Origin of the sequence: Streptomyces aurantiacus, from assembly GCF_027107535.1 — a bacterium.
Classification (GTDB): domain Bacteria; phylum Actinomycetota; class Actinomycetes; order Streptomycetales; family Streptomycetaceae; genus Streptomyces.
Genome location: NZ_CP114283.1, coordinates 6,112,463 through 6,136,681, shown reverse-complemented (window position 1 = coordinate 6,136,681; position 24,219 = coordinate 6,112,463). Strand labels below are relative to the sequence as shown.

The 24,219-nt window shown below is 71.1% G+C and carries 26 protein-coding genes; 9 read left to right on the top strand and 17 right to left on the bottom strand.

The features are described 5' to 3' along the window. Nucleotides 1-73: 73 nt before the first annotated feature. From O1Q96_RS29500 to O1Q96_RS29490, 3 genes are read right to left on the bottom strand one after another with little or no spacing between them, the layout of a single operon-like run. Nucleotides 74-424 carry a UBP-type zinc finger domain-containing protein gene (locus O1Q96_RS29500; RefSeq protein ID WP_269251055.1) on the bottom strand — a complete coding sequence of 117 codons (351 nt, stop codon included), beginning with the start codon at nucleotides 422-424 and terminating at the stop codon, nucleotides 74-76. Continuing rightward, entirely contained in the window at nucleotides 421-1,869 is a 1,449-nt protein-coding gene (locus O1Q96_RS29495; RefSeq protein WP_269251054.1) for an ATP-binding protein, read from the bottom strand. Before O1Q96_RS29495 ends, O1Q96_RS29500 begins: the two co-directional genes overlap by 4 nt. After that, the gene (locus O1Q96_RS29490) at nucleotides 1,866-3,542 is read right to left on the bottom strand and encodes an NAD(P)/FAD-dependent oxidoreductase (RefSeq protein ID WP_269251053.1); all 1,677 of its coding nucleotides are present in this window, start codon (nucleotides 3,540-3,542) and stop codon (nucleotides 1,866-1,868) included. The genes O1Q96_RS29495 and O1Q96_RS29490 overlap by 4 nt, the downstream gene beginning before the upstream one ends. Nucleotides 3,543-3,719: 177 nt before the next feature. Here O1Q96_RS29490 and O1Q96_RS29485 point away from each other — a divergent pair, with 177 nt between their 5' ends. Next, the gene (locus O1Q96_RS29485) at nucleotides 3,720-4,547 is read left to right on the top strand and encodes a DUF1206 domain-containing protein (RefSeq protein WP_269251052.1); all 828 of its coding nucleotides are present in this window, start codon (nucleotides 3,720-3,722) and stop codon (nucleotides 4,545-4,547) included. 171 nt (nucleotides 4,548-4,718) lie between these two features. Here O1Q96_RS29485 and O1Q96_RS29480 read toward each other — a convergent pair whose 3' ends face one another. Both O1Q96_RS29480 and O1Q96_RS29475 read right to left on the bottom strand, forming a co-directional pair. Beyond that, nucleotides 4,719-5,885, bottom strand: a complete 1,167-nt coding sequence (locus O1Q96_RS29480; protein WP_269251051.1) for a S1 family peptidase — start codon at nucleotides 5,883-5,885, stop codon at nucleotides 4,719-4,721. A gap of 244 nt (nucleotides 5,886-6,129) precedes the next feature. Beyond that, on the bottom strand, nucleotides 6,130-6,570 hold the full coding sequence (locus O1Q96_RS29475) for a PPOX class F420-dependent oxidoreductase (RefSeq protein WP_269251050.1): 441 nt from the start codon (nucleotides 6,568-6,570) through the stop codon (nucleotides 6,130-6,132). A 317-nt stretch (nucleotides 6,571-6,887) separates the two neighbouring features. Between O1Q96_RS29475 and O1Q96_RS29470 the strand changes: the two genes are divergently transcribed. Beyond that, nucleotides 6,888-7,655, top strand: coding sequence for a L,D-transpeptidase family protein (locus O1Q96_RS29470; protein WP_269251049.1), 768 nt, complete (start codon nucleotides 6,888-6,890; stop codon nucleotides 7,653-7,655). 94 nt (nucleotides 7,656-7,749) lie between these two features. On the opposite strand, the gene O1Q96_RS29465 is transcribed toward O1Q96_RS29470, so the two are convergent. Further along, nucleotides 7,750-8,262 (bottom strand): putative immunity protein, encoded by a 513-nt coding sequence (locus tag O1Q96_RS29465; protein ID WP_269251048.1) that lies wholly within the window; start codon nucleotides 8,260-8,262, stop codon nucleotides 7,750-7,752. Nucleotides 8,263-8,432: 170 nt separating this feature from the next. On the opposite strand from O1Q96_RS29465, the gene O1Q96_RS29460 reads away from it, so the two are divergent. The 3 genes from O1Q96_RS29460 to O1Q96_RS29450 all read left to right on the top strand — a co-directional run bounded on the left by O1Q96_RS29460 (nucleotide 8,433) and on the right by O1Q96_RS29450 (nucleotide 11,211). Next, a complete protein-coding gene (locus tag O1Q96_RS29460; RefSeq protein WP_269253766.1) occupies nucleotides 8,433-9,131 on the top strand; it encodes a response regulator transcription factor in 699 nt (232 codons plus the stop codon). Further along, nucleotides 9,128-10,948 (top strand): sensor histidine kinase, encoded by a 1,821-nt coding sequence (locus O1Q96_RS29455; protein WP_269251047.1) that lies wholly within the window; start codon nucleotides 9,128-9,130, stop codon nucleotides 10,946-10,948. The genes O1Q96_RS29460 and O1Q96_RS29455 overlap by 4 nt, the downstream gene beginning before the upstream one ends. Nucleotides 10,949-11,031: 83 nt before the next feature. Further along, on the top strand, nucleotides 11,032-11,211 hold the full coding sequence (locus tag O1Q96_RS29450) for a hypothetical protein (RefSeq protein ID WP_269251046.1): 180 nt from the start codon (nucleotides 11,032-11,034) through the stop codon (nucleotides 11,209-11,211). 165 nt (nucleotides 11,212-11,376) lie between these two features. On the opposite strand, the gene O1Q96_RS29445 is transcribed toward O1Q96_RS29450, so the two are convergent. From O1Q96_RS29445 to O1Q96_RS29425, 5 genes are all read right to left on the bottom strand, one after another. Beyond that, the gene (locus tag O1Q96_RS29445; protein ID WP_269251045.1) at nucleotides 11,377-12,756 is read right to left on the bottom strand and encodes a hypothetical protein; all 1,380 of its coding nucleotides are present in this window, start codon (nucleotides 12,754-12,756) and stop codon (nucleotides 11,377-11,379) included. 150 nt (nucleotides 12,757-12,906) lie between these two features. Continuing rightward, on the bottom strand, nucleotides 12,907-13,476 hold the full coding sequence (locus tag O1Q96_RS29440) for an antibiotic biosynthesis monooxygenase (RefSeq protein ID WP_269251044.1): 570 nt from the start codon (nucleotides 13,474-13,476) through the stop codon (nucleotides 12,907-12,909). A gap of 59 nt (nucleotides 13,477-13,535) precedes the next feature. Next, entirely contained in the window at nucleotides 13,536-13,757 is a 222-nt protein-coding gene (locus O1Q96_RS29435; protein ID WP_269251043.1) for a hypothetical protein, read from the bottom strand. 160 nt (nucleotides 13,758-13,917) lie between these two features. Further along, nucleotides 13,918-14,472 (bottom strand): hypothetical protein, encoded by a 555-nt coding sequence (locus tag O1Q96_RS29430; RefSeq protein ID WP_269251042.1) that lies wholly within the window; start codon nucleotides 14,470-14,472, stop codon nucleotides 13,918-13,920. 379 nt (nucleotides 14,473-14,851) lie between these two features. Continuing rightward, nucleotides 14,852-15,064, bottom strand: coding sequence for a DUF4287 domain-containing protein (locus O1Q96_RS29425; protein WP_269251041.1), 213 nt, complete (start codon nucleotides 15,062-15,064; stop codon nucleotides 14,852-14,854). A 184-nt stretch (nucleotides 15,065-15,248) separates the two neighbouring features. On the opposite strand from O1Q96_RS29425, the gene O1Q96_RS29420 reads away from it, so the two are divergent. Next, nucleotides 15,249-16,046 (top strand): VOC family protein, encoded by a 798-nt coding sequence (locus tag O1Q96_RS29420; RefSeq protein WP_269251040.1) that lies wholly within the window; start codon nucleotides 15,249-15,251, stop codon nucleotides 16,044-16,046. Between the two features lie 27 nt (nucleotides 16,047-16,073). Here the strand turns inward: O1Q96_RS29420 and O1Q96_RS29415 are convergent, their stop codons facing one another. Beyond that, nucleotides 16,074-16,883: an SAM-dependent methyltransferase gene (locus O1Q96_RS29415; protein ID WP_269251039.1), complete on the bottom strand. Its 810-nt coding sequence runs from the start codon at nucleotides 16,881-16,883 to the stop codon at nucleotides 16,074-16,076. 171 nt (nucleotides 16,884-17,054) lie between these two features. On the opposite strand from O1Q96_RS29415, the gene O1Q96_RS29410 reads away from it, so the two are divergent. Then, the gene (locus O1Q96_RS29410; RefSeq protein ID WP_269251038.1) at nucleotides 17,055-17,363 is read left to right on the top strand and encodes a GNAT family N-acetyltransferase; all 309 of its coding nucleotides are present in this window, start codon (nucleotides 17,055-17,057) and stop codon (nucleotides 17,361-17,363) included. 24 nt (nucleotides 17,364-17,387) lie between these two features. On the opposite strand, the gene O1Q96_RS29405 is transcribed toward O1Q96_RS29410, so the two are convergent. From O1Q96_RS29405 to O1Q96_RS29395, 3 genes are all read right to left on the bottom strand, one after another. Next, a complete protein-coding gene (locus O1Q96_RS29405) occupies nucleotides 17,388-18,416 on the bottom strand; it encodes an LLM class flavin-dependent oxidoreductase (RefSeq protein WP_269251037.1) in 1,029 nt (342 codons plus the stop codon). Nucleotides 18,417-18,546: 130 nt separating this feature from the next. Further along, complete coding sequence (locus O1Q96_RS29400; RefSeq protein ID WP_269251036.1) at nucleotides 18,547-19,254, bottom strand: AAA family ATPase; 708 nt, start codon at nucleotides 19,252-19,254, stop codon at nucleotides 18,547-18,549. A 52-nt stretch (nucleotides 19,255-19,306) separates the two neighbouring features. Next, nucleotides 19,307-19,708, bottom strand: a complete 402-nt coding sequence (locus O1Q96_RS29395) for a DUF5997 family protein (RefSeq protein WP_269251035.1) — start codon at nucleotides 19,706-19,708, stop codon at nucleotides 19,307-19,309. Nucleotides 19,709-19,766: 58 nt separating this feature from the next. On the opposite strand from O1Q96_RS29395, the gene O1Q96_RS29390 reads away from it, so the two are divergent. Next, entirely contained in the window at nucleotides 19,767-20,543 is a 777-nt protein-coding gene (locus tag O1Q96_RS29390) for a LysR substrate-binding domain-containing protein (RefSeq protein WP_269251034.1), read from the top strand. Nucleotides 20,544-20,555: 12 nt separating this feature from the next. Here O1Q96_RS29390 and O1Q96_RS29385 read toward each other — a convergent pair whose 3' ends face one another. Next, nucleotides 20,556-21,164: a TetR/AcrR family transcriptional regulator gene (locus O1Q96_RS29385; RefSeq protein ID WP_269251033.1), complete on the bottom strand. Its 609-nt coding sequence runs from the start codon at nucleotides 21,162-21,164 to the stop codon at nucleotides 20,556-20,558. A 25-nt stretch (nucleotides 21,165-21,189) separates the two neighbouring features. Next, a complete protein-coding gene (locus tag O1Q96_RS29380; protein ID WP_269251032.1) occupies nucleotides 21,190-23,247 on the bottom strand; it encodes a galactose-binding domain-containing protein in 2,058 nt (685 codons plus the stop codon). Nucleotides 23,248-23,614: 367 nt separating this feature from the next. Here O1Q96_RS29380 and O1Q96_RS29375 point away from each other — a divergent pair, with 367 nt between their 5' ends. Then, a complete protein-coding gene (locus O1Q96_RS29375; RefSeq protein WP_269251031.1) occupies nucleotides 23,615-24,217 on the top strand; it encodes a hypothetical protein in 603 nt (200 codons plus the stop codon). Nucleotides 24,218-24,219 lie beyond the last annotated feature (2 nt).

Here is a 24,219-nt window from a genome sequence, read left to right as displayed (position 1 = left end):
GATCCATCCTGGCACGTCCCGCCGACGGACCTCCGGCCCACGGCTGACGGAGCGGTGGGCAAAGGGGACCAGGTCAGCGCAGGGTCCGCGCCCAGTCCGCCGGCACCCGTCCAGCGGGCCCGGGCGTGGGCTGGTCCGCCGGGTGGCTGAGCGGCGGGGCGAGGTCCGGACCGGACTCGTACAGCTCGGACGTCTCGAAGTTCCAGAACCAGGCCTCGCCCGGTTCGAAGCTGCGGATGAGGGGATGGCCCGTGCTCCGGTGGTGGGCGGTGGCGTGCTTGGCGGGGGAGTCGTCGCAGCACCCCACGTGACCGCACTGGGCGCAGCGCCGCAGATGGAACCACCAGCCGCCCGCGGCGTCGCATTCGACGCACCCGGCGCCGCTCGGCGGGACACTCGGGTCGATTCCGTCCGGGGTGGTCATGGCGCCTCCTGAGCAGTGTCGGACTCCGCCGCGGTGAGCGGGAGGAATACCTGGAAACGGGTGTCACCGGGCACGGAGTGCACCTCCAGATGCCCGTGGTGTTTGTTCACGACGATCCGCCAGGAGATGTCCAGGCCGAGCCCGGTGCCCTCGCCGACGGGCTTCGTGGTGAAGAACGGGTCGAAGATCCGGCCGCGGATCTCCTCGGGCACACCGGGTCCCGTGTCGCGGAACTCGACGAGGAACTGCTCCCGTTCGAGTGCGGTGCGCACGGTCAGGACACCCTCGCCGCCCATCGCCGACACGGCGTTGTCGATGAGGTTCGTCCACACCTGGTTCAACTCGCCCGGGTAGGCGGGGATCCTGGGCAGCGCACGGTCGTAGTCCTTGACGATCCTGACGCCCGAGCCGATCTTCCCGGCGAGCATCATCACGGTGCTGTCCAGCAGTTCGTGCACGTCGGCGACCTGGTAGGGCGCCCGGTCGAGCTGGGAGTACTGCTTGGCCGCGTCCACGAGATGCGAGATGCGGGTGGTGGAGTCCTCGATCTCGTTCATCAGGAGTTCGGTCTCGACCGTGTAGTTCAGCCAGCGCACGGCCCCTTCGAGGGTCTGCTCCTCGACGGCCGCCGCCACCTGGTCCAGCCAGTCGGTGTCCAGCCCGGCCTGCACGAACGTCGGCGCGAGCTGCCAGCCGCCCGCGATGCCGTGGTCGTCGAACCAGTCGGCGAGGGTGTCCTCCCGGTCGGAGGCCTCCAGCGGGCTCAGCGGCGTGGCCTTGGCGACCTGCTCCGCGGTGCGTTCCTGGATCTCGACGAGCGTCTCCAGGGCGTCGCGCGCGTACGGGCCCGACGCGATCATGCCGAGCTTGTGCCGCATGCCGGCCACCCGGTCCCGCAGCGCGGACGTGGCCCGGACGGCCGCCGCGGCCGGGTTGTTGAGCTCGTGCGTCAGCCCGGCGGAGAGCGAGCCGAGCGCCAGGAGCCGCTCGCGCTGGCCGATGGTCCGCTGGGTGTTCTGGCTGCCGAAGAACAGCCCTTCCAGCAGGTGCACGGCCATGGGGAACCACTCCCGCAGGACCGCGGAGAACGTCTCGGCGGGCAGGACGAAGAACCGCGAGGGCTCGGTGACCCGCAGGGAGCCCTTGTAGCGCGCCTCGTCGGGGGCGGCCAGATAGGCCTGCATTGCTCCCGCGTACACGCCGCGCTGGGACGTACGGCTGATCTCCACGTCGTCGCTGCCGACCCGGCGCGACATCACGAGCGTGCCCTCCAGGAGAACGAAGAAGCACGTGGCGGGCTCCCCCTCCTGGTAGACGTAACCGGGCTCGAACCTCTCCACCCGGCCCTCGCTGCACAGCCGTCCCAGTTGTTCCCCGTCCAGCTTCTCGAACAGGAACAGCGTGCTGAGCTCGGCGACGTCGCACGGCATCGGCTGCCCGCTCACGACTGCTCCAGATACCGGTGTACGAGCATCACGGCCATGGCTCCCTCTCCGACGGCGGAGGCGACACGCTTGGCGGACTCGGCACGCGCGTCACCCGCCACGAACACCCCGGGCACACTGGTCTCCAGGTGGTACGGCGGGCGGTCCAGCTCCCAGCCGGGCGGCTGCTGTCCGCCCACGGCGAGGTCGGGGCCGGCGACGATGAACCCGCGCTCGTCCCTGCGGACCGTGCCGTCCAGCCAGTCGGTGAGCGGGGCCGCCCCGATGAACACGAACAGCCACTGCGCGTCGACGAGTTCGGTGTGCCCGCTCGCCAGATCGCGCAGGGTGAGCTGCTCCAGGTGGCCGGCGCCGTGCACCGAGTCCACGACCGTCCCGGTGCGCACCGAGATGTTCGGCGCGTTCGCGATCTGCTCGATCAGGTAGTGGGACATCGACGCGGCAAGGGAGGAGCCGCGCACCAGCAGGGTGACCGACTTCGCGCCCTTGGCCAGGTGCATGGCCGCCTGCCCGGCGGAGTTCGCACCACCGACGATGTACACGTCGTGTCCCTGGCAGGCGGCGGCCTCGGTCAGCGCCGACCCGTAGAAGACCCCGCACCCGGTCAGGTCCTGAGTGCCGGGCGCCTCCAACTGCCGGTACGACACGCCCGTCGCCAGGATCACGCAGTGCGCGGCGATCGCCGAACCGTCGGAGAACCGCACGGTGCGCGAGGCGCCGGTGACCTCCAGGCCGGTCACCTCGCGCGCCGTCAGGATCTCGGCGCCGAACTTGGCGGCCTGGCGCCGCGCCCGGTCGGTGAGCTGCCCACCGGACACACCGTCCGGGAAACCCAGGTAGTTCTCGATGCGTGAGCTCTGACCCGCCTGCCCACCGGTCGCCGAACGCTCCACCAGGACGGTCCGCAGCCCCTCCGAGGCGCCGTACACCGCCGCGCCGAGCCCGGCCGGTCCGCCGCCGATGACGACCAGGTCGTAGAACTCGGCGGTCGGCGTGGTGGCCAGCCCCACCTGGGCGGCCAGCTCCGGGTCGCCGGGCTCGACGAGGACCGCCCCGTCCGCGGTGACCACGAGCGGCAGCCGCTCCCCGTCCTGTCCCGCGCAGGCCAGCAACCGGGCGCCCTCCGGCTCGTCCGAGGAGTACCACCGGTACGGCACCTGGTTGCGGGCCAGGAACTCCCGCACGTCCGACGAGCGCGCGGACCAGCGGTGACCGACGACCTTCGTGATCGGGACGGCCCGGTGGTCGGAGGTCCGCCAGGCGGCCAGCAGGTCGTCCAGGACGGGGTAGAGCTTCTCCTCCGGCGGGTCCCAGGGCTTGAGGAGGTAGTGGTCGAGGTCGACCACGTTGATCGCGTCGATCGCCGCGTTCGTGTCCGCGTACGCGGTCAGCAGCACCCGGCGGGCGCCCGGGTACACGTCCAGGGCCTGCTCCAGGAACTCGATCCCGTTCATCTGCGGCATGCGGTAGTCCGCGAGGATCACCGCGACGAGGTCACCGCGCAGCTTCAGCTCGCGCAGGGCGTCGAGAGCACTCTCCCCGGACTCCGCGCGCACGATCCGGTACGTCTCGCCGTAGCGACGGCGGAGGTCACGGGCCACGGCACGCGAGACTCCGGGGTCGTCGTCCACGGTCAGGATGACGGTCCGTGCTGCGTCGGTGCCCTGTGCCATGCGTCTCCCACCCCGAGAGGTCCACGTCCCGGAGCGGCCTCGCGCGGCGCCGCTCCCGTGCGTGCCCATCGTATGTTCGATCGCCCCTCCGTGCTCCGGAACAGGGAGGTATCGCCTGGTCGGAGCCGTCGGGTGTCGTAATGCCGAGCGGGGGCACTCGGAATGGGGAGGCAAACGATGGATGCAAGCACGTTGACGCGAGGCAGCCGGGCGGGGAAGAACAAGGCTGCCCCGGCTATCGAGGGCGCGGCCCGGGCGGGATTCACCGCGCGCGGTGTCATCTACCTGCTGGTGGGCATGCTGGCGCTGCAGATCGCCTTCGGCGGCAGCGGGAAGCAGGCGGATCAGGGCGGCGCACTCGAAGAGGTCGCCCAGAAGCCCTTCGGAGCGGTTGTGCTCTGGGCTCTGGGCATCGGACTGGTCGGCATGGCGCTCTGGCGGCTGTCCGAAGCGGTCTTCGGCGCGGCGGGCCCTGATGGCCACAAGTGGAAGAAGAGGCTTGCGTCGGCGGCACGGGCCGTCTTCTACGGCTTCGTCGCCTACACCGTTCTCGCCTTCGCCGCGGGTTCCGGCGGGAGCGGTTCGAGTGACGGCAAGTCCCGGGACGTGACGGCCAAGGTCATGGACCTGCCCGCCGGGCAGTGGCTCGTGGGTGTGGCGGGCGTGGTGATCCTCTGCGCCGGTGTCTGGATGGCTGTGCAGGCCGTGCGCCGGAAGTACCACAAGCACATGAGGCTCGGTGAGATGTCACGCCGGGTGCGCCAAACGGTCGACGTGACGGGTGTCGGCGGCGGAGTGGCCCGCGGTCTCGTGTTCGCCGTCGCCGGGGGCTTCGCGATCCGGTCGGCCGTCGAATTCGAACCGGACAAGGCCAAGGGCATGGACGACACCCTGCGCTCGTTCACCGAGACCCCGGTGGGGCCGTGGCTGCTGGTGTTCATCGCGGTCGGCCTGATGCTGTTCGGGGTGTTCTCGTTCGCCATGGCCAAGTGGCGCAAGGTCTGACGGACACGGCAGGTACGGCGTGAGGGGTGGCCCGGGACCGATCGGTCCCGGGCCGCCCCTCGATTCGTCTCGTGCCATCCGGGCGGCCCGGCAGGCATGGTCGCCCGTGTCGGAGGATGCGGGCTCCGCCACCTGTCGGTGACGGAGCCCGTCCGGCCCTGGTGCGGGGTGTCAGGCCGTGTGCAGGGTGAGCCCGTACCGGTTGAGGATCTCGTTGACCGGCTGGTACCAGGTCTCGCCGCCGGTGGAGCAGTTGCCCCAGCCGCCGGAGGTGACGCCCTGCGCCTGGTCGCCGCTGATGAAGGAACCACCGGAGTCGCCCGGCTGCGCGCAGACGCTGGTCTTGGTCATCTGGTGGACGGCGCCCTGGCTGTAGTTGACGGTCTCGTTCTTGGCGAGCACCGTGCCGCAGTGCCAGTGCGTGGTCGATCCCGACCGGCAGATGGAGGAACCGACGGGTGCCTCGGCGGACCCGCGGACGAGCCGGTCGGAGACGGTGCCCCAGCCGAGCACGACCGGCACGGTCCACCAGCCGCTCCCGACGTTGACCCAGGCGTAGTCGTTGCCCGGGAACGAGGAGCCCTGGATGTTGCCGATGTAGGAGCGGTCCCAGCCGCTGACGCCCTGCCCCGCCCCGCCGCAGTGCCCGGCGGTGACGAAACCGCCGTGCACCGAGAAGCCGATGGAACAGCGGACGTTCCCGGTGTAGAAGGGGTCGCCGCCGACGGTCCCGGCGGCGAAGGTCTCGGGCGCCGCGGCGGTCTCCTCGACGGTGACCGGACCTGCCGCGCGGGCCTTCGACAGGAACGTGCGGACATCGTTGTCAGCACGCTTCGCGGCGACGACGGCCACGACGACCGAGCTCGACTCGGCGTCGACGTACCAGTTGCTGACTCCCTTCGGCGCGGCCAGTTTGTCGATACGCGCCTTGACGGCGTCGAGCTGCCGGGCGCTGTGCCGGACGGTGGTGACGGTCGCCCCGGCTCCGCGTACGGAGTCGAGGGTGGCGGCGGACGCGCCGGCCGTGAGGGCGACGGTCAGTTTCCCGCTGTCGGCGTCGAACCAGGAGCCTCCGTACGCGGCTCCGGCCGCGCGCCGGACCTTCGGTTCGGCTGCTGTCGCCGCCTTCTCCGCGGCGAGACGCGTCCTGGCCTCGGCCTGTGTCAGGCCGAGATCCCGTCGCATGGCGTCGATGAGGCCGGCGGAGGCCGGGGCGTCGGAGGTGCGGGGGGTGTCGGGGGCGTCGGCGGCCGAGGCGGGTGCGGCGACGGCGGTTGCCCAGGCGCCGACCAGGAGGAGTGCGGCCAGGCCGGTGCGCATGGATGTAGTGCGTCTCAAGGCGATAGCCCTTCGTTGTTCCAGCATGGTGGGGGCGGAACAGCTGAACTGTGAGAGCGCTCTCATGGAATGGCGGGGCAGAGCCTAGCGACAGTTGCCGGTCAGGTACATACCAAAAGCAGCCGTTGTCGGGGGCGTCGGCCCGGCCACCCGGCGACGGCCCCCTCCCGTGAGTCAACTCACGGGAGGTACCGGTGACTTGAAGGAGCAGTGGAAGAAGTGGAGGACGGGCGTCCTCGTCGGATCACCGGGTGAGGGGGATGCCGTACGCGCGCTCCACACGGAGCCGCAGTACGAGACGGCTGTCGCGGATCATGGCGGCCCGGTAGTCGTCCCAGTCGGGGTGTTCGCCCTGCACGTCCCGGTAGAGCCGGATCAGCTCCTCCACGGTCTCGTCGCGTGGGTCGCGGGCCACCGGCGAGAGGTCGGCGACGCCCTCGGCGACGGTGTAGACGGACCGGTCCGCGCTGGTCACGTGATACGAGGCCCGCGGATCCCGGCGCAGGTTGCGGGTCTTGGCGCGTCCGTCGGTGAGCGAGACGCGCACGATCCGTTCGTCGGGGTAGTACGCGTGGTTGACATTGGACAGCTGTGGGCGCCCGTCGCGCCGGAGCGTGGTCAGCACCCCGCCGTCGTACTCGGAGAGAAGCGCGAGCAGAGCGTCCTGGCTGGTGTCATGCGTCATGCGCTGCTCAACGCCCGTGACGGCAGCGGGCATTCCGCCCGGCCCGGGCGAGTTCATGCGTAACGCGTGCCCACCGGGGTACTGCGGGAAGTGGTGGCGCGGCGACCGGAACCGTCGCGCCACGTGCTCCATCACGCTCTCCATGCCGTGGAGTTCTCGGGGCCGCACCCAAGAAGCGGTGCAGGAACCGATCGTTGGAGGCGAAACACCCTGCAGGTCGTCCAAGTCGTTCAAGTGGACCAAGTCGTCCGAGCCGGCCGGATCATTGGGCGCGGCGGCCTGACGAGTTCCTCATATGTGTCCGTCAGGGTCGACACATGATCACAAGCTTTCGCGGTGCCGCCTGCCGTCCCGTCGCCGTTCTCGCGGCCACCCTTCTCCTCGCCGGCTGCGGCGGCGGAGCGGCTGCGACGCCGGACCGCGAACCGGGCGTGATGACGACGAGGGCGGGCGCGGACAAACCTGCCCCCGCGCCCCGGGTCTCCCCGGACGTGACACCGCGGCACCTGCCGGGCCTGGGGCCCAGGACGATCGCCCAGGTGCCGTCGAAGACCCGTCAGGCACTCGTGGTGACGGGCGAGGGCCGGAACTCCCCCCTGTCGACGGCGGTGTTGTACGAGCGCACGGCGTCCGGCTGGCGGGCCGGGCCCAGGTGGCCCGCGCACAATGCCCTCAAGGGCTGGACCGGCCACCACCGGGCCGGTGATCTCCGCTCACCCATCGGCGTGTACGCCCTCACGGACGCGGGCGGACTCCTCCCCGACCCGGGCACCCGCCTGCCCTACGACCGCTCCGGAGGTTTCTCCATCGGCGGCACGGGTTTCGAGGGCGAGCCCCTGGCCGGTTCGTTCGACTACGTCGTCGCCATCAACTACAACCGCGCGCCCGGCACCACACCACTGGACTGGACACGGCCCCTCGGGGCGGGGCGGGGTGGCGGCATATGGCTGCACGTCGACCACGACGGCCCCACGCAGGGCTGTGTCAGTCTGCGGAAGAACCACATGAAGGCTTTGCTGCGCGCCCTGGACCCGGACCGCCGTCCGGTGGTCGTCATGGGTGACGCGGCCGCCCTCGGACGCTGAGCGGCGCCGAACCGGCCCGCGGAGGACCGAGGGCGTCGGCCGGGGCGGATTCCGGACGGGACGCGACCGTCCTCCCTCCGGGGCCCCTCACCGCTCAGCTGCGAAGGGCCGCGTCGAGCTGGTGGTAGAGCGTGTCCAGCCGACTGCGGCCGGGGCTGCGGGCCGGCATCCGCCGCACGAGCTCGCGAACCTCGGGCGGGGCGTGCTCGATCGCCCGTCGGAGCTCCTCGTCGCCGACCCCGGCGTCGTCCCCCGCCGCCAGCTCACGGGCGAGAGCCCCGTACACCGCGGGAGCCAGGGCGTGCTTCGACTGGTGAGGGGTGGCCAGGGGGTGGATGTAGGGAGTCGCCGCCGCGTAGCACGCGGCGCGGGCGGCCGCTGTGGCAGCAGGGTCGCCGACCTCGCGGGCGGCCGCGTGGGCCGCCCAGCCGAGAGACCGCAGCCGGGCCGTCCGCCTTCCCTCGCGCACGAAGGCCCGGATTCCCTCGATCGCCTCGCGGGGACGGGTGTCGGCGGGAGCCTTCGCTTCGAACAACGGGAGCACCGGCTCGACACGGTCGGCGGCCCAGAGCCCGAGCAGCCGACGGTCCTCATCACTTATGTTCACCTTGTCCACCGGCTCATCATGCCCGTCCGGACACCTCCCGTCGCCGCCGACCGCGCCTGCGACCACGCGCCGACCGCGTCTCTATCAGCCGGTTGTGAGGAAGGTGTCAGGGCGTGGGAAGCCCCTCACCCATGGTCCGCCACGGCGGGGAGCGCCTAGCATCGGGCCTCGTGTGCGCACACGTGATGGTTGCCGAGGACGACGAGAAACAGGCCGAGCTGATACGCCGCTCCCTGCTGAGCGAGGGCCACACCGCCACCGTGGTCCACGACGGCGGGGCCGCGCTCGAGGCCGCCCGGGAGCGCCGGCCCGACCTCGTCGTCCTGGACCTGATGCTCCCGGTGATCGACGGCTTCGGGGTGTGCCGGGCGCTGCGCCGCGACGACGACATCCCCGTCCTCATGCTCACCGCCCGCTCCACCGAGGAGGACATCCTCCTCGGCCTCGAACTCGGCGCCGACGACTACATGACCAAGCCGTACAGCCCGCGCGAACTGATGGCCCGCATCCGCACGGTCCTGCGCCGCAGCGGGCGGCAGACCGCCGGGCAACGCGACGACCCGGTCGTACGGGCCGCGGGGATCGCCGTGGACCCCGTACGGCACGAGGTGATGTGCGACGGATCGCCGGTGGACTGCACACCGGCCGAGTACGAGATCCTGCTGGCGATGGTCGCCGAGCCGGACCGGGTCTTCTCCCGGCAGCAGTTGCTGCACCGCACTCGGGGGATCGACCGGGCCTCGACCGAGCGGGCGGTCGACGTGCACATCATGAACCTGCGCAAGAAGACCGAGGCTGATCCGCGCCGACCGGTCCGGCTGCTGACCGTCTTCGGGGTGGGCTACAAGCTCAGCGGGGACCGCGGGTGAACCGCCCGATACCCCTGCGCAAGAGACTCCTCGTACGCCTGTTGATCACGTCCGTGCTGATCGCCATCTGCTCCGTGGCGGCGACGGCCTGGCTGGCCGTCGAGACCACGACCCGGGCGATCCAGGAGGAGCAGGGGCAGGTACTGGCCGAGGACATGGACATCCTCCAGCGGCTGAGCGGGTACGCGGCCACCCACCGCGACTGGACGGGCGTCGAGAAGACCCTCCGCGCCCTGTCGGACAGAACCGGTCGGCGCATCGCCCTGACGACCCCGGACCGCACCCCGATCGCGGACTCCACGAAACGGGGCACGGCACTGCCGCCCCGGGCCGCCGCCACGGTCGACCCGCTGCACACCGACACCTTCACCGAGCCCGGCGCGCAGCTCACCGGCGTCGATCCGCGCGCGGTCGGCCCCTACCGGCTCACGCCCACGGAGCGCGAGCGCGTGGCACTGCTGGCCCAGAAGCGGCGGCGCTGCTTCGCGAACAACGGCGTCGAGACCGGCATCACGCGTCTGCCCAGCGGCCGTTCCGTCCTCACCGACGAGGAGGGCACGATCGACGGGGGACAGGTGCCGACCCCCTGCGCGGACGGCATCCTCAACACCCCGACCCCGACGGAGGAGAAGGCCCTGGCCGAGCTGACGACGTACGCCGGGAAGTGCCTCGACCGCACCGACGTGGCGCTCACCGCGCCCCTCGCCGTCACGGTCGACTTCAAGGACCGCTCCATGCTGGCCCGTTACCTCGTGCAGAAGAATCCGACGGTCCGTGACAGCACCCCCGAGCAGGTCGAGAAGGTCGAGGAGTGCGTCGACCGCGCACGCCGTCAGCAACTGGCACCGTATGTCGCCCCGGCGGCCGAACTGTTCCTGGGCCACGGCGACAGCGCCGTCCCGCACTTCGACATGTCGACCGCCAACAAGGCCAAGGTCACGGGCGTCGCCGGTCTCGTCCTCGCCCTCACGGTGGCCGTGACCGCCCTGGTCGCCACGCGTCTGGTGCGGCCGCTGCGCGCGCTGACGCACGCCGCCCAGCAGCCGCCCGAGCAGCATGTACGCGTTCCCGTGACCACCCAGGACGAGACGGGCATCCTGGCGGTCGCGTTCAACGACCTCACCGAGCGCCGGGAACGCATGGAGGCACAGCGCAAGGCGATGGTCGCCGACATCGCCCACGAACTGCGCACCCCGCTCACCAACATCCGCGGCTGGCTCGAGGTGACCCGCGACGGCGTGGTCGACCCGGATCCGGAACTGCTCGCGTCCCTGCACGAGGAGGCGCTGGTCCTCCAGCGGGTCATCGACGACCTCCAGGACCTCGCGGCGGCCGACGCGGGCACCCTCGCACTGCACCGCGAACCGGTCCGCGCCGACGAACTGCTCGAACAGGTCGTCGCGGCGCACAGCGTCGCCGCCGAGGCCGCCGGAGTCGGCCTGCGCACGGCCGTGGACGACACCCCCTGGCTCGACGCCGACCCGCTCCGGATGCGCCAGGCTCTCGGCAACCTGGTGTCCAACGCGATCCGCCACACGCCGGCCGAAGGCACCATCACCCTCTCCGCCGGACGCCACGGCGACGAGGTGCGCTTCCAGGTGGCCGACACGGGCAGTGGCATCGCCGCGGAGGACCTGCCCAGCGTCTTCGACCGGTTCTGGCGGGCGGAGAAATCCCGCAGCAGGCGCACCGGAGGCAGCGGCCTGGGCCTGTCCATCGTGCGCCAGCTGGTCACCGCCCACGGCGGTACGGTCACGGTGACCAGCGAGGTCGGAGCCGGCTCGGTCTTCACCCTGCGCATCCCCGACGCCCGGTGAGTGGTGGCCCGGATACCAGGATCCGCGTTCCTGCTTCCAGGAGAGATCTGGTTGCTCCGGCGTCCCCGGCGCAGTCTGGACCCATGGACACCACCCAGCAGCCGGAGGTCAGAATCCGCGTGACGCCTCTGCGGCGCCTCATCGGGGGCACGTACGTGCCGCGCGGCAGCCGAGCGGTCTCCGCCCACGCCGACGAGGACCTGTGCACACGGAGTCGGGAGCGGCCCGCCCGGACCGGTGGTCCGCGCGGGGCGCACGACTGACCCGCGGGACACGCGCGGCACGTGCGAGCGAGCCCGGCGCACACGATCCGACGGCGGCCGTCCGACACCCGCGGGTGTCGGACGGCCGCCGTCGGATCGTGCGAGGCAACCTCTGCGCGTTCGCGTCCGGCTGCCCGGTGAGTGGCCCGGCCTCGCCGTGGCGGGTCAGCCCGCCGCTCGGTCCGAGCCGGCCAACTGCCGTACGTCGGGGCGCGGTCGGGGCCGGTCCGAGGCCAGGAGCGCGATCAGCGCGGTCAGGGCCGCCAGCGCGGCGAGCACGGCCGCGAGACCGGCGAGCCACGGTGGTGCGAGCGTCAGATCCAGGGCCCGGGACAGCCCGTGCGACTGGACCCGGCCTTCCAGGAGCTGGGCGACGGCGAGAGCCGCCGGCACCACGACCCCCAGGACGAGAACCGGAAGCCTGCTTCCGCGGAACAGTGCCAGACCCACCAGGACGCACAGACCCGCGGCGCCGAGGGCGAACCCGTACGAGGTGAGGGACGCACCGTCCCGCTGCGGCGGGAAGTGGGCCGCACCGCACACCAGGAGCGCCAGCATCGCGACCCAGCGCGGCCAGGCGGGGGAGTCGCCGTTCCTGGCCGTCCGGCCACGGCGTGTCCGGGGCGCACCGCCGATGGCGACCGGGCCGGCCGCGGCGAGGAGCCGGTCCCCGGAAGGCGGGCCGTTCTTGGACGAGGCCGCACGCTGTGCGCCGGGAGCCGGTTCCGCCCGCTCCCGCGTCGACGACTCCGCCCGTTGCCGCTCCTCGCGTACGTCCTGCTGCTGGGCCATGCGGCCGATCAGCTCGACGAGTTCCTCGACCGGCCGGCTGGTGGCGGCCGCCCGCACCGCGGCCTCACCGCAGTGGGGTTCCAGCGGAGGCCGGTGCAGCAGCGCCATCAGCCGGGTGACGTCCTCCACGGGCCGGCCCTCGGCCGCCGCACGGATGGCCTCGTCGGCGCTGTCGGCGTTCCTCGGCGGCCGGGTCAACAGGGCCACCAGCCGCGTGACGTCCTCCACGGACCGGTCCGTGCCGACCGCCCGCAGCGCGTCGACCGTGGCCCTCGCGTAGGCCGGTGACTGCTCCAGCAACTCGATGAGCTGGACCACCTCGTCCAGTGGCCGGTCGGCCACGGCCGCGTGCACCAGTCCGTCGACCGGATCGACGTAGGCGGGGTCGGCGTGGTCGGCCGGGTCGGAGTACGGGTCGTCGGCCTCGTCGGTGGGACCGCCGTACCGGTGGTCGGCCTCGTCGGTGGGGTCCGGGTACGCGTGATCGGGCTCTTCGGCGGGGTCCGGGTACGGGTGGTCGGCCTCGTCGGCCGGTTCGCGGTACCGGTCACCGGTCTCGTCGGCCGGTTCGGCGTACTGGTGGTCGACCGTGTCGGCGTATCGCTGATCAGCCCTGCGCGTCGCCCTGTTCGTCGCCTCGTCCGGCGCCGCGTGCCAGGGGGCGGAGACCGGTGGTGGGGGTATGGGGGCTTCGACCGCGCTCTCAGGAGATATGCCAGGTCGATCGGAGTCGAAAGGCGAACGGGTTGTCATACTCGGCTCCCTACCAGGGGTGCAGTCGCTGTCGTGACCCGGACGTGCGGCCCGAGAGTTGCTGTCCGACCTTTCTAAGCGCCCGCGCGGAGGACCGCCAACGGGACGAGGCACACGTGTGACGCGGGCGGAACAGGCCAGGTCGCGGCGTCAGCGGTCGGGTGTTCCGTACAGCCACAGCCGCAGCAGACGACTGAGCCCCGGCATGATCACGTACGTCAGGAGGGGAAGCAGCACGACCGGGAAGACGGCCGCACGCAACGGCAGCGGCCACGAGGCCGTTCCGGGTGCCGCCAGCCACTGGAGGAGGAACGTCAGCGGATAGGCGCCCACGAAGGTGGTCAGGACCATCTTCCAGCGCGGCGGGGCCTGCACGGTCGTGCCGGGCAGGCGGAACCAGCTCTCCATCCCGGTGGTCGACTGCCGTTCGTCACGTACCTCGGTGGCGATGCCCTCGATCCGCGCGTGCCACCGCGCCCGCTCGGGCGAGGTCAGCCAGGCGGCGAGGCGCTGCGGATCGGCGAAGCGGAGCACCGCGTGGAACCGGTGCCCGGGCTCCGGGCGCAGCCACGAGATCCCCTGGCTGCCGGGGAACCGCGAGACGCAGTCGGCGACGCCCCGGGTCCACTCCTCGAAGTCGGCCTCCCGGCCCGGGCGTACCTGCCAGGTGAAGACCGTGGTGACGGGTTCGGCGCATGGTGCCTGTGTCGTGGTGCTCATGGCCGCAACGAGTTCCATGCGCAGCGCGGGTCATGCAGGACGAGGACCCGCGAGGCGGTTCAGCCGTCCGTGTCGTGCCTGCCCGGGGCGACGATCTCGTCCAGCGCCCTGCGCACGGCCTCATAGGTGTGCCCGCGCAACTCGGCGTCTCGTGAGCCGTCCGGATCGCCGGTCCTGAGCTCTTCGCTGCGCTTCTTCCACGTCCGCTCCTCCTGCCCGGCCCAGGAGCGGGCCCGCTGGATACGGCGCAGGAGTTCGTCGGAGTCCACCACGTCGGTCATGAGGGACGGGTACCCGCGGAACCCGGTTCGACAAGTCGGAAATCCGTGTCGTGTCGCAATGCCGGGGGGACGCGACACGAAGAGAGCCGCCGACCGTCCCGAAGGGAACGGCCGCCGGCCCTCTCACCTGGCCCGACCAGGGGCCTGTCCTTCCGGCGAATCAGGGTGTCGGCAGCGCGGGGAGCTTCGGCAGGCCGCCGCCGAGGAGCCCGGTCAGCACCCCGAGCAGGGACGTCAGGACCTTCGGCACCGCGGCGACCACCCCGCCCACGTCGAGCGAGGTCAGCGACGAGAGCAGACCACCGAGGGCCGACTGGAGCCCGGCCACCACGTCCGACACGGGGTCGGCCGAGCCCTCCGACGGCGCCGAGCGGTCCGTGCCCCGAAGCTCCAGCCGGAGGGAGGCCGCTGCCGCCTCCACGGCCCGCGCGTGCTCGGCGGCCTCGGCCGCACCGAGCGGGCCGTTACCCCGCTCGGTCAGGTCGGTCAGCGCGGCCAGGAGAGGAACGAGAGCGTCACCGTGCTCCGCCTGGGCCGGCAGGCTCAGCCGCTGCGACGTCAGGTCCGACGGGGGGAGCGACAGCTCCGCGACACGGCTGCCCGCCGCACCGGGCTGTGTGTCGACGACGGCAGCGGCCGAGGCCACCGGGCCGAAGGCGAGCGCGGCGCAGACGAGGGGCGGGAGGAGCAGCCCGCGGGATACCAGGGCGCGCATACAGGTTCCTTTCCAGAACGGCTGTCTTTGCGCCCACCGTGGGAAACCCCTCAGCCCGCCGCAACCGGTCACGCATCGACAGCAGGGCCGCGAAACTCGGCCACCACCTCCCCGACCAGGGCTTTTCCTGTTCCGGCACGCCCGCTCCCGGCGGGCCGCGGCGTACGGCCGTCGGGGTGCGGCAACAGGGCGCGACCCGTGCCGGTCACCGTGTCCACGACGCTCCGCCGGCGCGTTCCCCGCAACCCCGGGGCCGCCCTCCTCGACGGCGAGCCGTCCGGGGCCCGGGTGAGCCCGGGCCCGCACCTTCCTCAGGGCTCCGGGGCGTCGAGTGTGCGGGCATCTCCTCGGCGCCCGGAACGGGTTCGTGGCCGGTGGATCACTTGCCGCTGTCCTCGGCGAGCGTGTGCGCGACGAGCGCGTTGGCGTGCCCATGGCCGAGGCCGTGTTCGGTCTTGAGCCAGGTCACCAGCTCCATGTGCTTGGTGAGCGGTGAGGAACGGATGAGGTCCTTCCAGTGGGTCACGGGGTGGCCGTACTTCTTCTCGATCGAGGGGAAGTAGCTCGCGGGCCCCTTCACGGTCTCGCTCATGTCTGTGTCCCGTCCTCCGGTGCTGCCCGTCAGGTTGTCGCAGTCTTCGACCGGCGCGGGGGCGGAACATCATCGCTTTCCGGATGTGACCCGCGTCACCGCTCTCTCCGCGGTCGCCGCGCGCGTCTGCCGACGGCTGGCTAGCGTGGGAGTCACAGCCTTCAAGGACGAGGGAGTCGCAGTCATGGCCGCACGACCTGAGGGAACACCCTGCTGGGCCGACGCGATGTTCGGCGATGTCGAGGGTGCCAAGCGCTTCTACGGTGAGGTGCTGGGCTGGACGTTCGGCGAGTCGTCGTCGGAGTACGGGAACTACACGCAGGCCTACGCGAACGGCAAGGCCGTCGCTGCCGTCGTGCCACCGATGCCCGGCGCGGAGGGCCGGTCGGCCTGGTGCCTGTACCTCGCCTCGCCGGACGCCGCCGCCACCGCGGGGAAGATCCGCGACAACGGCGGTCGGGTACTGATGGAACCGATGCAGGTCGGCGACTTCGGCACCATGGTGCTGGCCCAGGAGCCGAGCGGCGCCGTCTTCGGCGTATGGCAGGCGGGCGTCCACGAGGGCTTCGAGGCGACGGCCGTCCCGGGCGCGTACTGCTGGGCGGAGGTCTTCACCAGGGAGCCCGAGAAGGCGGATGCGTTCTTCTCGGCGGTCTTTCCCTACCGTGTCCGGCAACTCCTCCACGAGGAGATGGACTTCAGGCTCTTCGACCTGGGCGAGGAGACGGTCCTGGGCCGGATGGAGATGACCGACGACTTCCCGCCCGAGGTCCCGTCCTACGTCAACGTCTACTTCGCGGTCGACGACTGCGACGCGGCCGTGGCGAAGGCGACCGAGCACGGCGGTGTGCTGCGGTTCGGCCCGATGAGCAGCCCGTTCGGCCGCTTCGCGGCGCTGAGCGACCCACAGGGCGCCCTGTTCTCCGTGATCGACGTCTCCACGACCGAGGGCGAGATGCCGGAGATCTCCGACGTGTCCTGACCGGCACGTCCGCAGGGCAGGCCGCGGCTACGGCTTGCGGCCCACCCCGCCGTAGGCGTCCACCACCGAGCCGGCGGAGTCCGGGCGCCAGCGGGTGACCTGGGCGACACCGGGTTCGACCAGATCCAGCCCTTCGAAGAAACCGGCGATCTCCTCGACGCTCCGCACGTGGTACGGGACGGCTCCGCTGGAGTTGTACGCCTCCGAGGCGGCGATCATGCCTTCGCTGGTGGCCGTGCTGTCGCTGATCACCAGGCAACTCCCGGACGGCAGGCCGGACATGAGATGGGCGACCAGTTTCCGGGCCTCGTCGTAGTCGGCGACGTGGCCGAGGGTGTTGAGGATCATCAGGGCGACGGGCCGGGACAGGTCGAGCGTGTGCGCCGCCGCTTCCAGGATCGCCGCGGGCTCGTAGAGATCGGCGTCGATGTACGCCGTCCGGCCCTCGGGCGTGCTCGTGAGCAGGGCGCGGGCGTGGGCGAGCACCATCGGATCGTTGTCGACGTACACGATCCGCGCGTCCGGGGCCACCCGCTGGGCGACCTCGTGGGTGTTGTCGGCGGTCGGCAGTCCCGTGCCGACGTCGAGGAACTGCCGGATGCCCTCTTCGAGGGCGAGGTGCCGGACCGCGCGTCCGAGGAACTGACGGCTCGTGCGTGCCACATCGGCCAGGCCGGGGAAGATCTCCTTGATGTGGTCCCCGATCTCCCGGTCCACCTCGTAGTGGTCCTTGCCGCCCACGAAGTAGTTCCAGAAACGCGCGGAGTGCGGCTTGTCCGTGTCGATCCGGGCCCGTATCTCGGCAGCGGCGGCGAGCTGGGGTTCCTGGTCGGTCACGGGAGTGCCTCCTGGCTGTCGACTGTCGGCCGTAGCCCGCCAACCTAGTCGAACAGTCCGTCCGGTCGCCCGTGTACGGGCAGGTCAACAGGGGTGCACCGGACGGGTTTCGGCCACAGTGGGATACGCTCGAACCCCTGACCGGCAGTGGGTGTGCAAGGAGGAGGACACATGGCGGTGGAGGTGAGCGACGCGCCCGAGGCGCGGCGCTACGAGGCCCGGCTCGACGGAGCGTCCACGGTCGCCGGTTTCGCCGACTACATCCGCACGACGGAACTCATCGCGTTCGTCCACACCGAGGTGAGCCCCGAGTGCGAGGGCAAGGGGGTCGGCTCCGCGCTGGTCCGGACCTCCCTCGACGAGGCGCGCGCAGCCGGCCTGAGGGTGCTGGCCACCTGCCCCTTCTACGCGGGCTGGATCGCCCGCCACTCCGAGTACGGCGATCTGCTGTACCAGGCCCGCAGCCGCGTCAGCGACTGAGAGGCAGCCCGGCACCCGGGCTCGCTATCCCCGGTGGGCCGACGGCTGCCAGCCCAGTGCCGGGCCGAGCACGGTCGCGATGTCGGTGAGGATCTGGACGTAGTCGTCGTGCCCGAAGGTGAAGGGCAGCGCGAACGCGACCTCGTCGATCTCCCGGAACGCCGCCTGGGAGTAGAGCCGTTCGGCGATCTCGGCAGACGTTCCGACGAGATCGGGCGCGAACATCATGCGTGCCGGGCCCTGGGGTGCGGCGGTCCGCGGGGTCCGCTCCTCGGCGTACGCCTCGTACTTCGCGCGCTGTTCGGGGGTGGCACTGTCGGTGGGGATCACGACGAGCCCCTGGGAGACGCGGGCGTTTTCCCCGTCGGGGTGGTGGGCCCGGAAGGCGCGAACGTGGGACAGCTGGATCTCGGCGAAGTCCTCGGACTCCTCCGCCTTGACGACGCTGCTGGTGAGGAGGTTCATCGCGTGCTCGCCGGCCCACCGGGCCGACCGCAGGCTGCCACCGCCGTACCACAGACGGCGACCGAGACCGGAGGCGTGCGGCTGGACGCGGTCGGAGAACGTCTCGAATCCCACGGTACCGCTGAAGTCGGTGGCCGGTTCGCCCCGCACGAAGTCGAGCAGCCGGGCCACCCGGTCGTGACCGAAGTCCTCGGCGTCGGCGGTGCCGGGATACAGCGCGCCCTTGACCTGGTCGAAGTGCATCGGCGGTCCGACGCTGACGCCCGGGTTGAGGCGCCCCCCGGACAGGATGTCGACCGTGGCGAGGTCCTCGGCCAGCCGCAGCGGGTTCTCCCAGCCCAGGGGGATGACCGCGGTGCCGAGCTCGATTCGGGTGGTGCGCTGCGAGGCCGCGGCCAGGACGGCCACGGGGGAGGAGATCCCGTACTGGAGATGGCGGTGGCGCAGCCACGCGCTGTCGAAGCCCAGTCGTTCGCCGAGTTCGATGATCTCCAGCGTCGACTCGTGGCCGGTACGGGGGTCGGCCTCGTCGAACAGGCCGATGGTCAGGAAGCCCAGCTTCCGCAGCGGTTGTGAGGGCAGCGGCACGGGGCTCCTCCGTCGTCCGGGGCGAGTTCTCTCGAACTCCGGGCCGATCGCATTCTCGCAGGCGATCACCGGGGCCGGCGCCCGCGGGGGCCTCCGCCGGGCGGCGACGGCCGGGGACGCGCCGAGGGTGTCAGTCCAGGATGTGCCGGAGGTAGGCCTGCGGGTCGGCGAGGTAGCGGCGCCAGTGGTCGACCAGCGCCAGTTCCTGCCAGTCCACCCGCCGCATGCCGTGGTCGCCGACCTCGATGATGTCGGCGCCCGGCAGCGCGGTCAGCACAGGAGAGTGCGTGGCACAGACGACCTGGCCACCCTGGCGCGCCAACCGGTCGAGATGGCCGAGCAGTTCGAGGCAGGAGCTGAACGAGAGCGCGGCTTCGGGCTCGTCCAGCACGTACAGGCCGGGCTGGTGGAACTTCCCCCGGAACGCGGCGAGGAAGCCCTCACCGTGACTGACCGAGTCCGGTGCGAACCCTTCCCGGTCCAGCGCGTCCATGGCTGTCTCGGCCCGGAGGAAGAAGCCCTTGCGGGCCGACCAGCTGCCGAGCATCCGCCGCCCGTGCGCCGCGGCGTCGAAGCGGATCCGCTCGCCGAGCTCCGACCTGGACCGGGAACTCGCGTAACGCCAGTCGTGCGAGCCGCCCCAGGAGTCGAGCCCGAAGCCCTCCGCCAGGGCCTCGACCAGGGTCGACTTGCCGGAGCCGTTCTCACCCACGACGAAGGTCACCGGCGCGGTGAACCGGATCCCGTCCGCCAGCAGCCCGCGCACACAGGGCACGGACCAGGGCCACTCACCTTCGTCGTACGAAGCCACATGTGCGTACGCGCGTTCGATGATCACGCGTCGAGTGTTCCACAGGGCGGCTTGGGACCGCGGAGGCGGATGCCGAGCCCTAGCGCTCGTCCTTGGCCTCGGCCTCGGCCTCGGCCTTCTTGTCCTTGATGCGAGCCGTCTCCTTGCGGACCTCGGCCTGTGTGGCGCGCTCCTTCTGGAGCCACTCCGGAGAGTCCTGCTTCAGCGCCTCGATCTGGTCCGTGGTGAGGGCGTCCGTCACGCCGCCGCGGGCGAGCCCCGAGATGGAGATGCCGAGCTTCGCCGCGACCACCGGCCGGGGGTGCGGGCCGTTGCGCCGCAACTCCTGCAGCCACTCGGGCGGATCGGTCTGGAGCGCGGTCAGCTCGGAGCGCGAGACGACACCCTCCTGGAACTCGGCGGGTGTGGCCTCGAGGTACACACCCAGCTTCTTCGCCGCGGTCGCGGGCTTCATCGTCTGGGTGTTCTGGTGCGACGTCATGCCGTCAAGGGTATCGAGCATGTGAACCAGCGCCGACCACGACGGGTAACCTGGCCAGGTGACAGGCTCGGAAGAATCCCCTTCGTTCCGGCTCGCGTATGTCCCGGGAGTGACGCCCAGCAAGTGGGTGCGGATCTGGAACGAGCGGCTGCCCGACGTTCCCCTGACTCTCCTCGCGGTGTCCGCCGCCGAAGCACTCGGCGCGCTGCGCGGCGGTGACGCCGACGCGGGTTTCGTCCGGCTGCCGGTCGACGGTGAGGACCTCAGCGCGATCCCCCTCTACACCGAGACGACCGTGGTGGTCGTCCCCAGGGACCACGTCGTGGCCGCGGTGGACGAGGTGACCGCCGAGGACCTGGCGGACGACATCGTGCTGCGTCCCCTCGACGACCCCCTCGAATGGGAGCGTCTGCCGGGCCGCCCCGCGATCGAGCGTCCCGCCACGACGGCCGACGCGGTCGAACTGGTGGCGGCCGGGGTGGGGCTCCTCGTCGTCCCGCAGTCGATCGCCCGCCTGCACCACCGCAAGGACCTCACCTACCGGCCGGTCACGGACGCCCCCGAGTCGCGGGTCGCCCTGTCGTGGCCGCAGGACAGGACCACGGACCTGGTGGAGGACTTCATCGGGATCGTCCGGGGCCGGACCGCCAACAGCTCACGGGGCCGCTCGCAGACCCCCGCCGAGCCGAAGGCCGCACGTTCCGAGAAGGCCCTCTCCGACAAGGGGGCGGCCCGGCGGAAGCCCGCCGCGGGCCGGGCGACCGGCAAGAGCCCCCGGCCGGGCTCAAAGAACGCCAAGGGAGCCAAGAAGGGCAAGCCCCGCCGCCGGTCGTAGTGGCGTCGGACGCTACGGGGCCTCGTCCGTGTCGCGGACGAGGCCGGCCACGTGGTCGGTGATCGTGTCGAGGATGTCGGCCCACGCCCCGTCGTCACCGAGCACGAGGAAGTTGAGGGTCAGCCCGTCCGTCATGGCGGCCAGATAGCGGGCCAGCGCCGGGACGGGCACCCGGAGGACGAAGTCCATGTCGCGGCTGAGCTGTTCGATCAGTTCGGCGTAGGCGTCGGAGTACAGCTCGTACTGCCGTCGTGCCAGGTGCTCGAACCCCGGCTGGCGCAGGGCGTACTGGGTCAGCTCGTAGGTGAGCATGTGCTCGCCGGGGTGCGCGGACACATGGTCCCAGTAGGCCTGGAAGCCGGCCGCGACCGTCTCCCGCAGGGTGGCCCTGGGCCGGATCGCCTCGCGCACCACCGTGACGTAGTGACCGGTGATCGTCTCGATGACGGACTCGATCAGGGCCTGCTTCGAGTCGAAGCAGTAGTGGAAGACACTCAGTGACACGCCCGCCTCGGCCGCGATGGACCGGGTCGTCGTCCTGGGGACGCCGTCCCGGGTCATCGCGCGGATGGCCGCTTCGGTGAGCTGACGGCGCCGTTCGGCCGACGGCATCCGTGCCATGAGGTCCCTTTCGTCGTCGTGGGCGTCAGTTGCTGTAGACGCCCACCTCGTGCAGGGAATAGCCCCAGTCGGTGCCGCGGTCCAGCCCGTGGACGCGTACGTAGCGGGCGGGCACACCGGAGAACTGAGCCGTGTCCAGGCCACCGTCCCCGGTGGTGGTGGACCACACCGACTGCCAGCTGCTGCCGTCGGTGGAGACCTCCACGCGGTACGACTTCCCGTAGGCGCGCTCCCAGTCGAGCGTGACGCGCTTGACCGTGCTCGTCGAGCCGAGGTCGACCCGCAGCCACTGGTCGTCGCTCCAGTCGCTGGCCCAGCGTGTGTCCTGGTCGCCGTCCACGGCGCGGCCGGGCGCGTAGCTCGTGAAGGGGTTCGACTCCGACGAACTGGCCGACGCCGAGGCGCCCTTGGCGAGGTTCACCCCGGCCTTGTGCTTCTCGGACGAGCCCCAGGTGTCGAGGTAGGACTCGGCGCCGCGCGACAGGTCGTCCACGACGTCCTGGCCGGCGACCAGCCGGATGTCCTCGATCCAGTCCGGGACGAGTCCGTAGTGGGCGGCGCCGTCGGTGTTGATGTCCCAGGTGCGCCGGCCGGTGGTCTGCCGGTCGATCACGGCGCTGCCGTCGGCGCTGCGGAACGGGTACCGCACGGGGTTCGAGGTGTCCGCTCCCCGCGGGGCGGGCCAGCCGCCGACACCGTTCATGTCGGTGCCGTAGCCGTACCCGACGCCGTACTTGTCGCGCAGGGCCTCCGTGCGCTCGGCCTCAGCGCCGAACTCCTCGGAGCCGTGCATGTACTGGGCGATGAAACCGCCGAGCCGGTAGACCCGCTCGGTCCAGTTGAGGTCCATCCAGCTGTGCGAGGAGAGCACACCGGAGTAGGACTCCGCCTCGAAGAGGTCGAGGGCCCGGCCGGTGGCCTTGACGCTCATGTGGTCGATCTCGAGCATCATCTTGCGCTTCATCAGGCCCTGGACGGCGTACTCGCCCAGGTCGGTGAGCCCGCGTTTGTTGCACTGCGCGTCCTCGTCGTACGACGGGACCTCGACGCCCGCCGGCAGTTGGCCCTCGGCGCCCGGTGCCGCCGCGCCCCCGATGGGGTTGTCGCGCTGCGGGCCCTTGCACTTCTCCGTCTGCCAGAAGGTGCCCGTCGACAGGAACTGGCCGACGTTGATCGCCGTACCGAGACCGTGCTCGTCGAAGCGGACCCCGCACAGCGCGTTGTCGAACTTGTGGCACAGGAACATGCTGCGGACGCCGAGGTCGTACAACTCGTCGAGTCCGGCGTCGATGTCGTCCTTGTCGCACTGCGCGATGTCCAGGATCTGCTTGCAGCCGAAGGGCTCGGACGTCTCCACGCCCAGAACGACGGCGAGTCTGCCCTGCTCGACGACCTTGCGGGCCTGCGCGCTGTCGGTGACGATCCGGAACCAGCCCTTGCCCGGCCCGCCGTACATCGCGTCGATGTAGTCCTGCATGTCGTACGTCAGCTTCGCCTGCAGCCGGATCGAGGTCATCTCGTCACAACTGCGGTCCTTGAACGGGTAGACGGAGCAGATCACGCCGTTGGTCACGAGGTCGTTGACGAGGACGCGCTGGCCGCCGCGCCAGGCCCGTTCGACCCAGGCGTAGTAGTTCTGCTGGTGGGTCAGCGAGTCATGGGCGGGCCAGTCCTTGAACGTGGGCCAGCCGTCGGGGTCGTGCTTGCCGTCGCCGCCGTTGGTGATGAAGTCGAAGATCGCGAGTGAGCCGTCGGGGTAGTGCTCGGGACAGTCCTTGAGGGCGTCCGCGACACCCGACTTGGAGAACGGCTTGCCACAGATGAGCCGGCCCCCGAAGGCCTCGTTGGCCATGATGTGGTTGTGCGCGTCGACGAACCCGCGTACCTCTCCCTGGGCGTTGGTGCCCTTGAAGGGTTCACCGGTGACGTTGATCTGGGAGTCGGGCGTGGGCCGGGCAGTCGGGTTCCACCAGTCCGTACCGGCCGCCGAACTGGGCGTGGGGCCGAGCGTCATGGCCATCACGACGAGCAGCAACGACAGGACCGCGAGGGGTCGGCGCCTGCGGTGAGGCTGTCGGGTCATGGTTCATCACCCACGTCTTCGGTTGGGGTCGGCGCAGTCGATGAGCCAGACGGTCAGGACCCTGACGACCCTGTGACGCTTGTCATGACTCGTGCAAACGATGGGACGAGAATCGCGACTGCCGCAGAGAGAGTCAAGAGTCCGGGACGGATGACCTGATGGCTCGTCGGTGGGTCCCGGGGGGCGTGAAGGGCGCGGCGGACGGCGGCCGTCGGTGTCCCGCGCCGGACGGGCCGGTGAACCGCGGGTGTCGCCGCCCCTCTTGACGGCTCATTGGTCCAGTCCTACTTTCCTCCTCAGTCGTTCAAAAGCTCAGTCATCGTTCGTATCCATGAATGGCGTCATCCCCCACACTCAGGGAGCCGACATGCTCACGCGCTTGCGAGCACTCACCGTGACCGGTGCGGTGTGCGCCTCGACGTTCCTGGCCGCGCCCGGCGCCTTCGCCGAAGTGGAACCCGGCGGCTGGACGTCGGTCTCGCCCACCCACGCCGTGCAGGAGAGGGGCTGCGGACAGGTCGACGACCTGACCTTCCGGCTCACCTGCTCGACGGCCGGTGGAGACCAGCGGGCCGAACGGCGGTACGCCACCTACACCGGAGGCACGCGTCAGTTCGAGGGCTACTTCAGGATCAGCAGCCTCAGCGGCACCAGGATCAGCCTCAAGCAGACCTTCAACGAGTCGGCGGCGGGCCCCTACTTCATGCTCGCCGCCGAACGGGGCGGGCGACTGTACGCGGTCCACGGCGGCGACACCCTCTCCAACGCCGGCACGGTCGGTGCCACCGTGCGCGTCAACACCGTTCACCAGGTGGGCAGTTCGCACCGCACCTACATCAACGGCTCGCTCCAGCACACCTACGCGAGCCCCGGCGGCAGCTTCTACGACAAGTTCGGCGCCTACCGCACCAACAGCGGCAACGGCCCGGCCACCGTCGTGTGGAGCAATGTCCGCTTCTGGCGCAAGTAGCC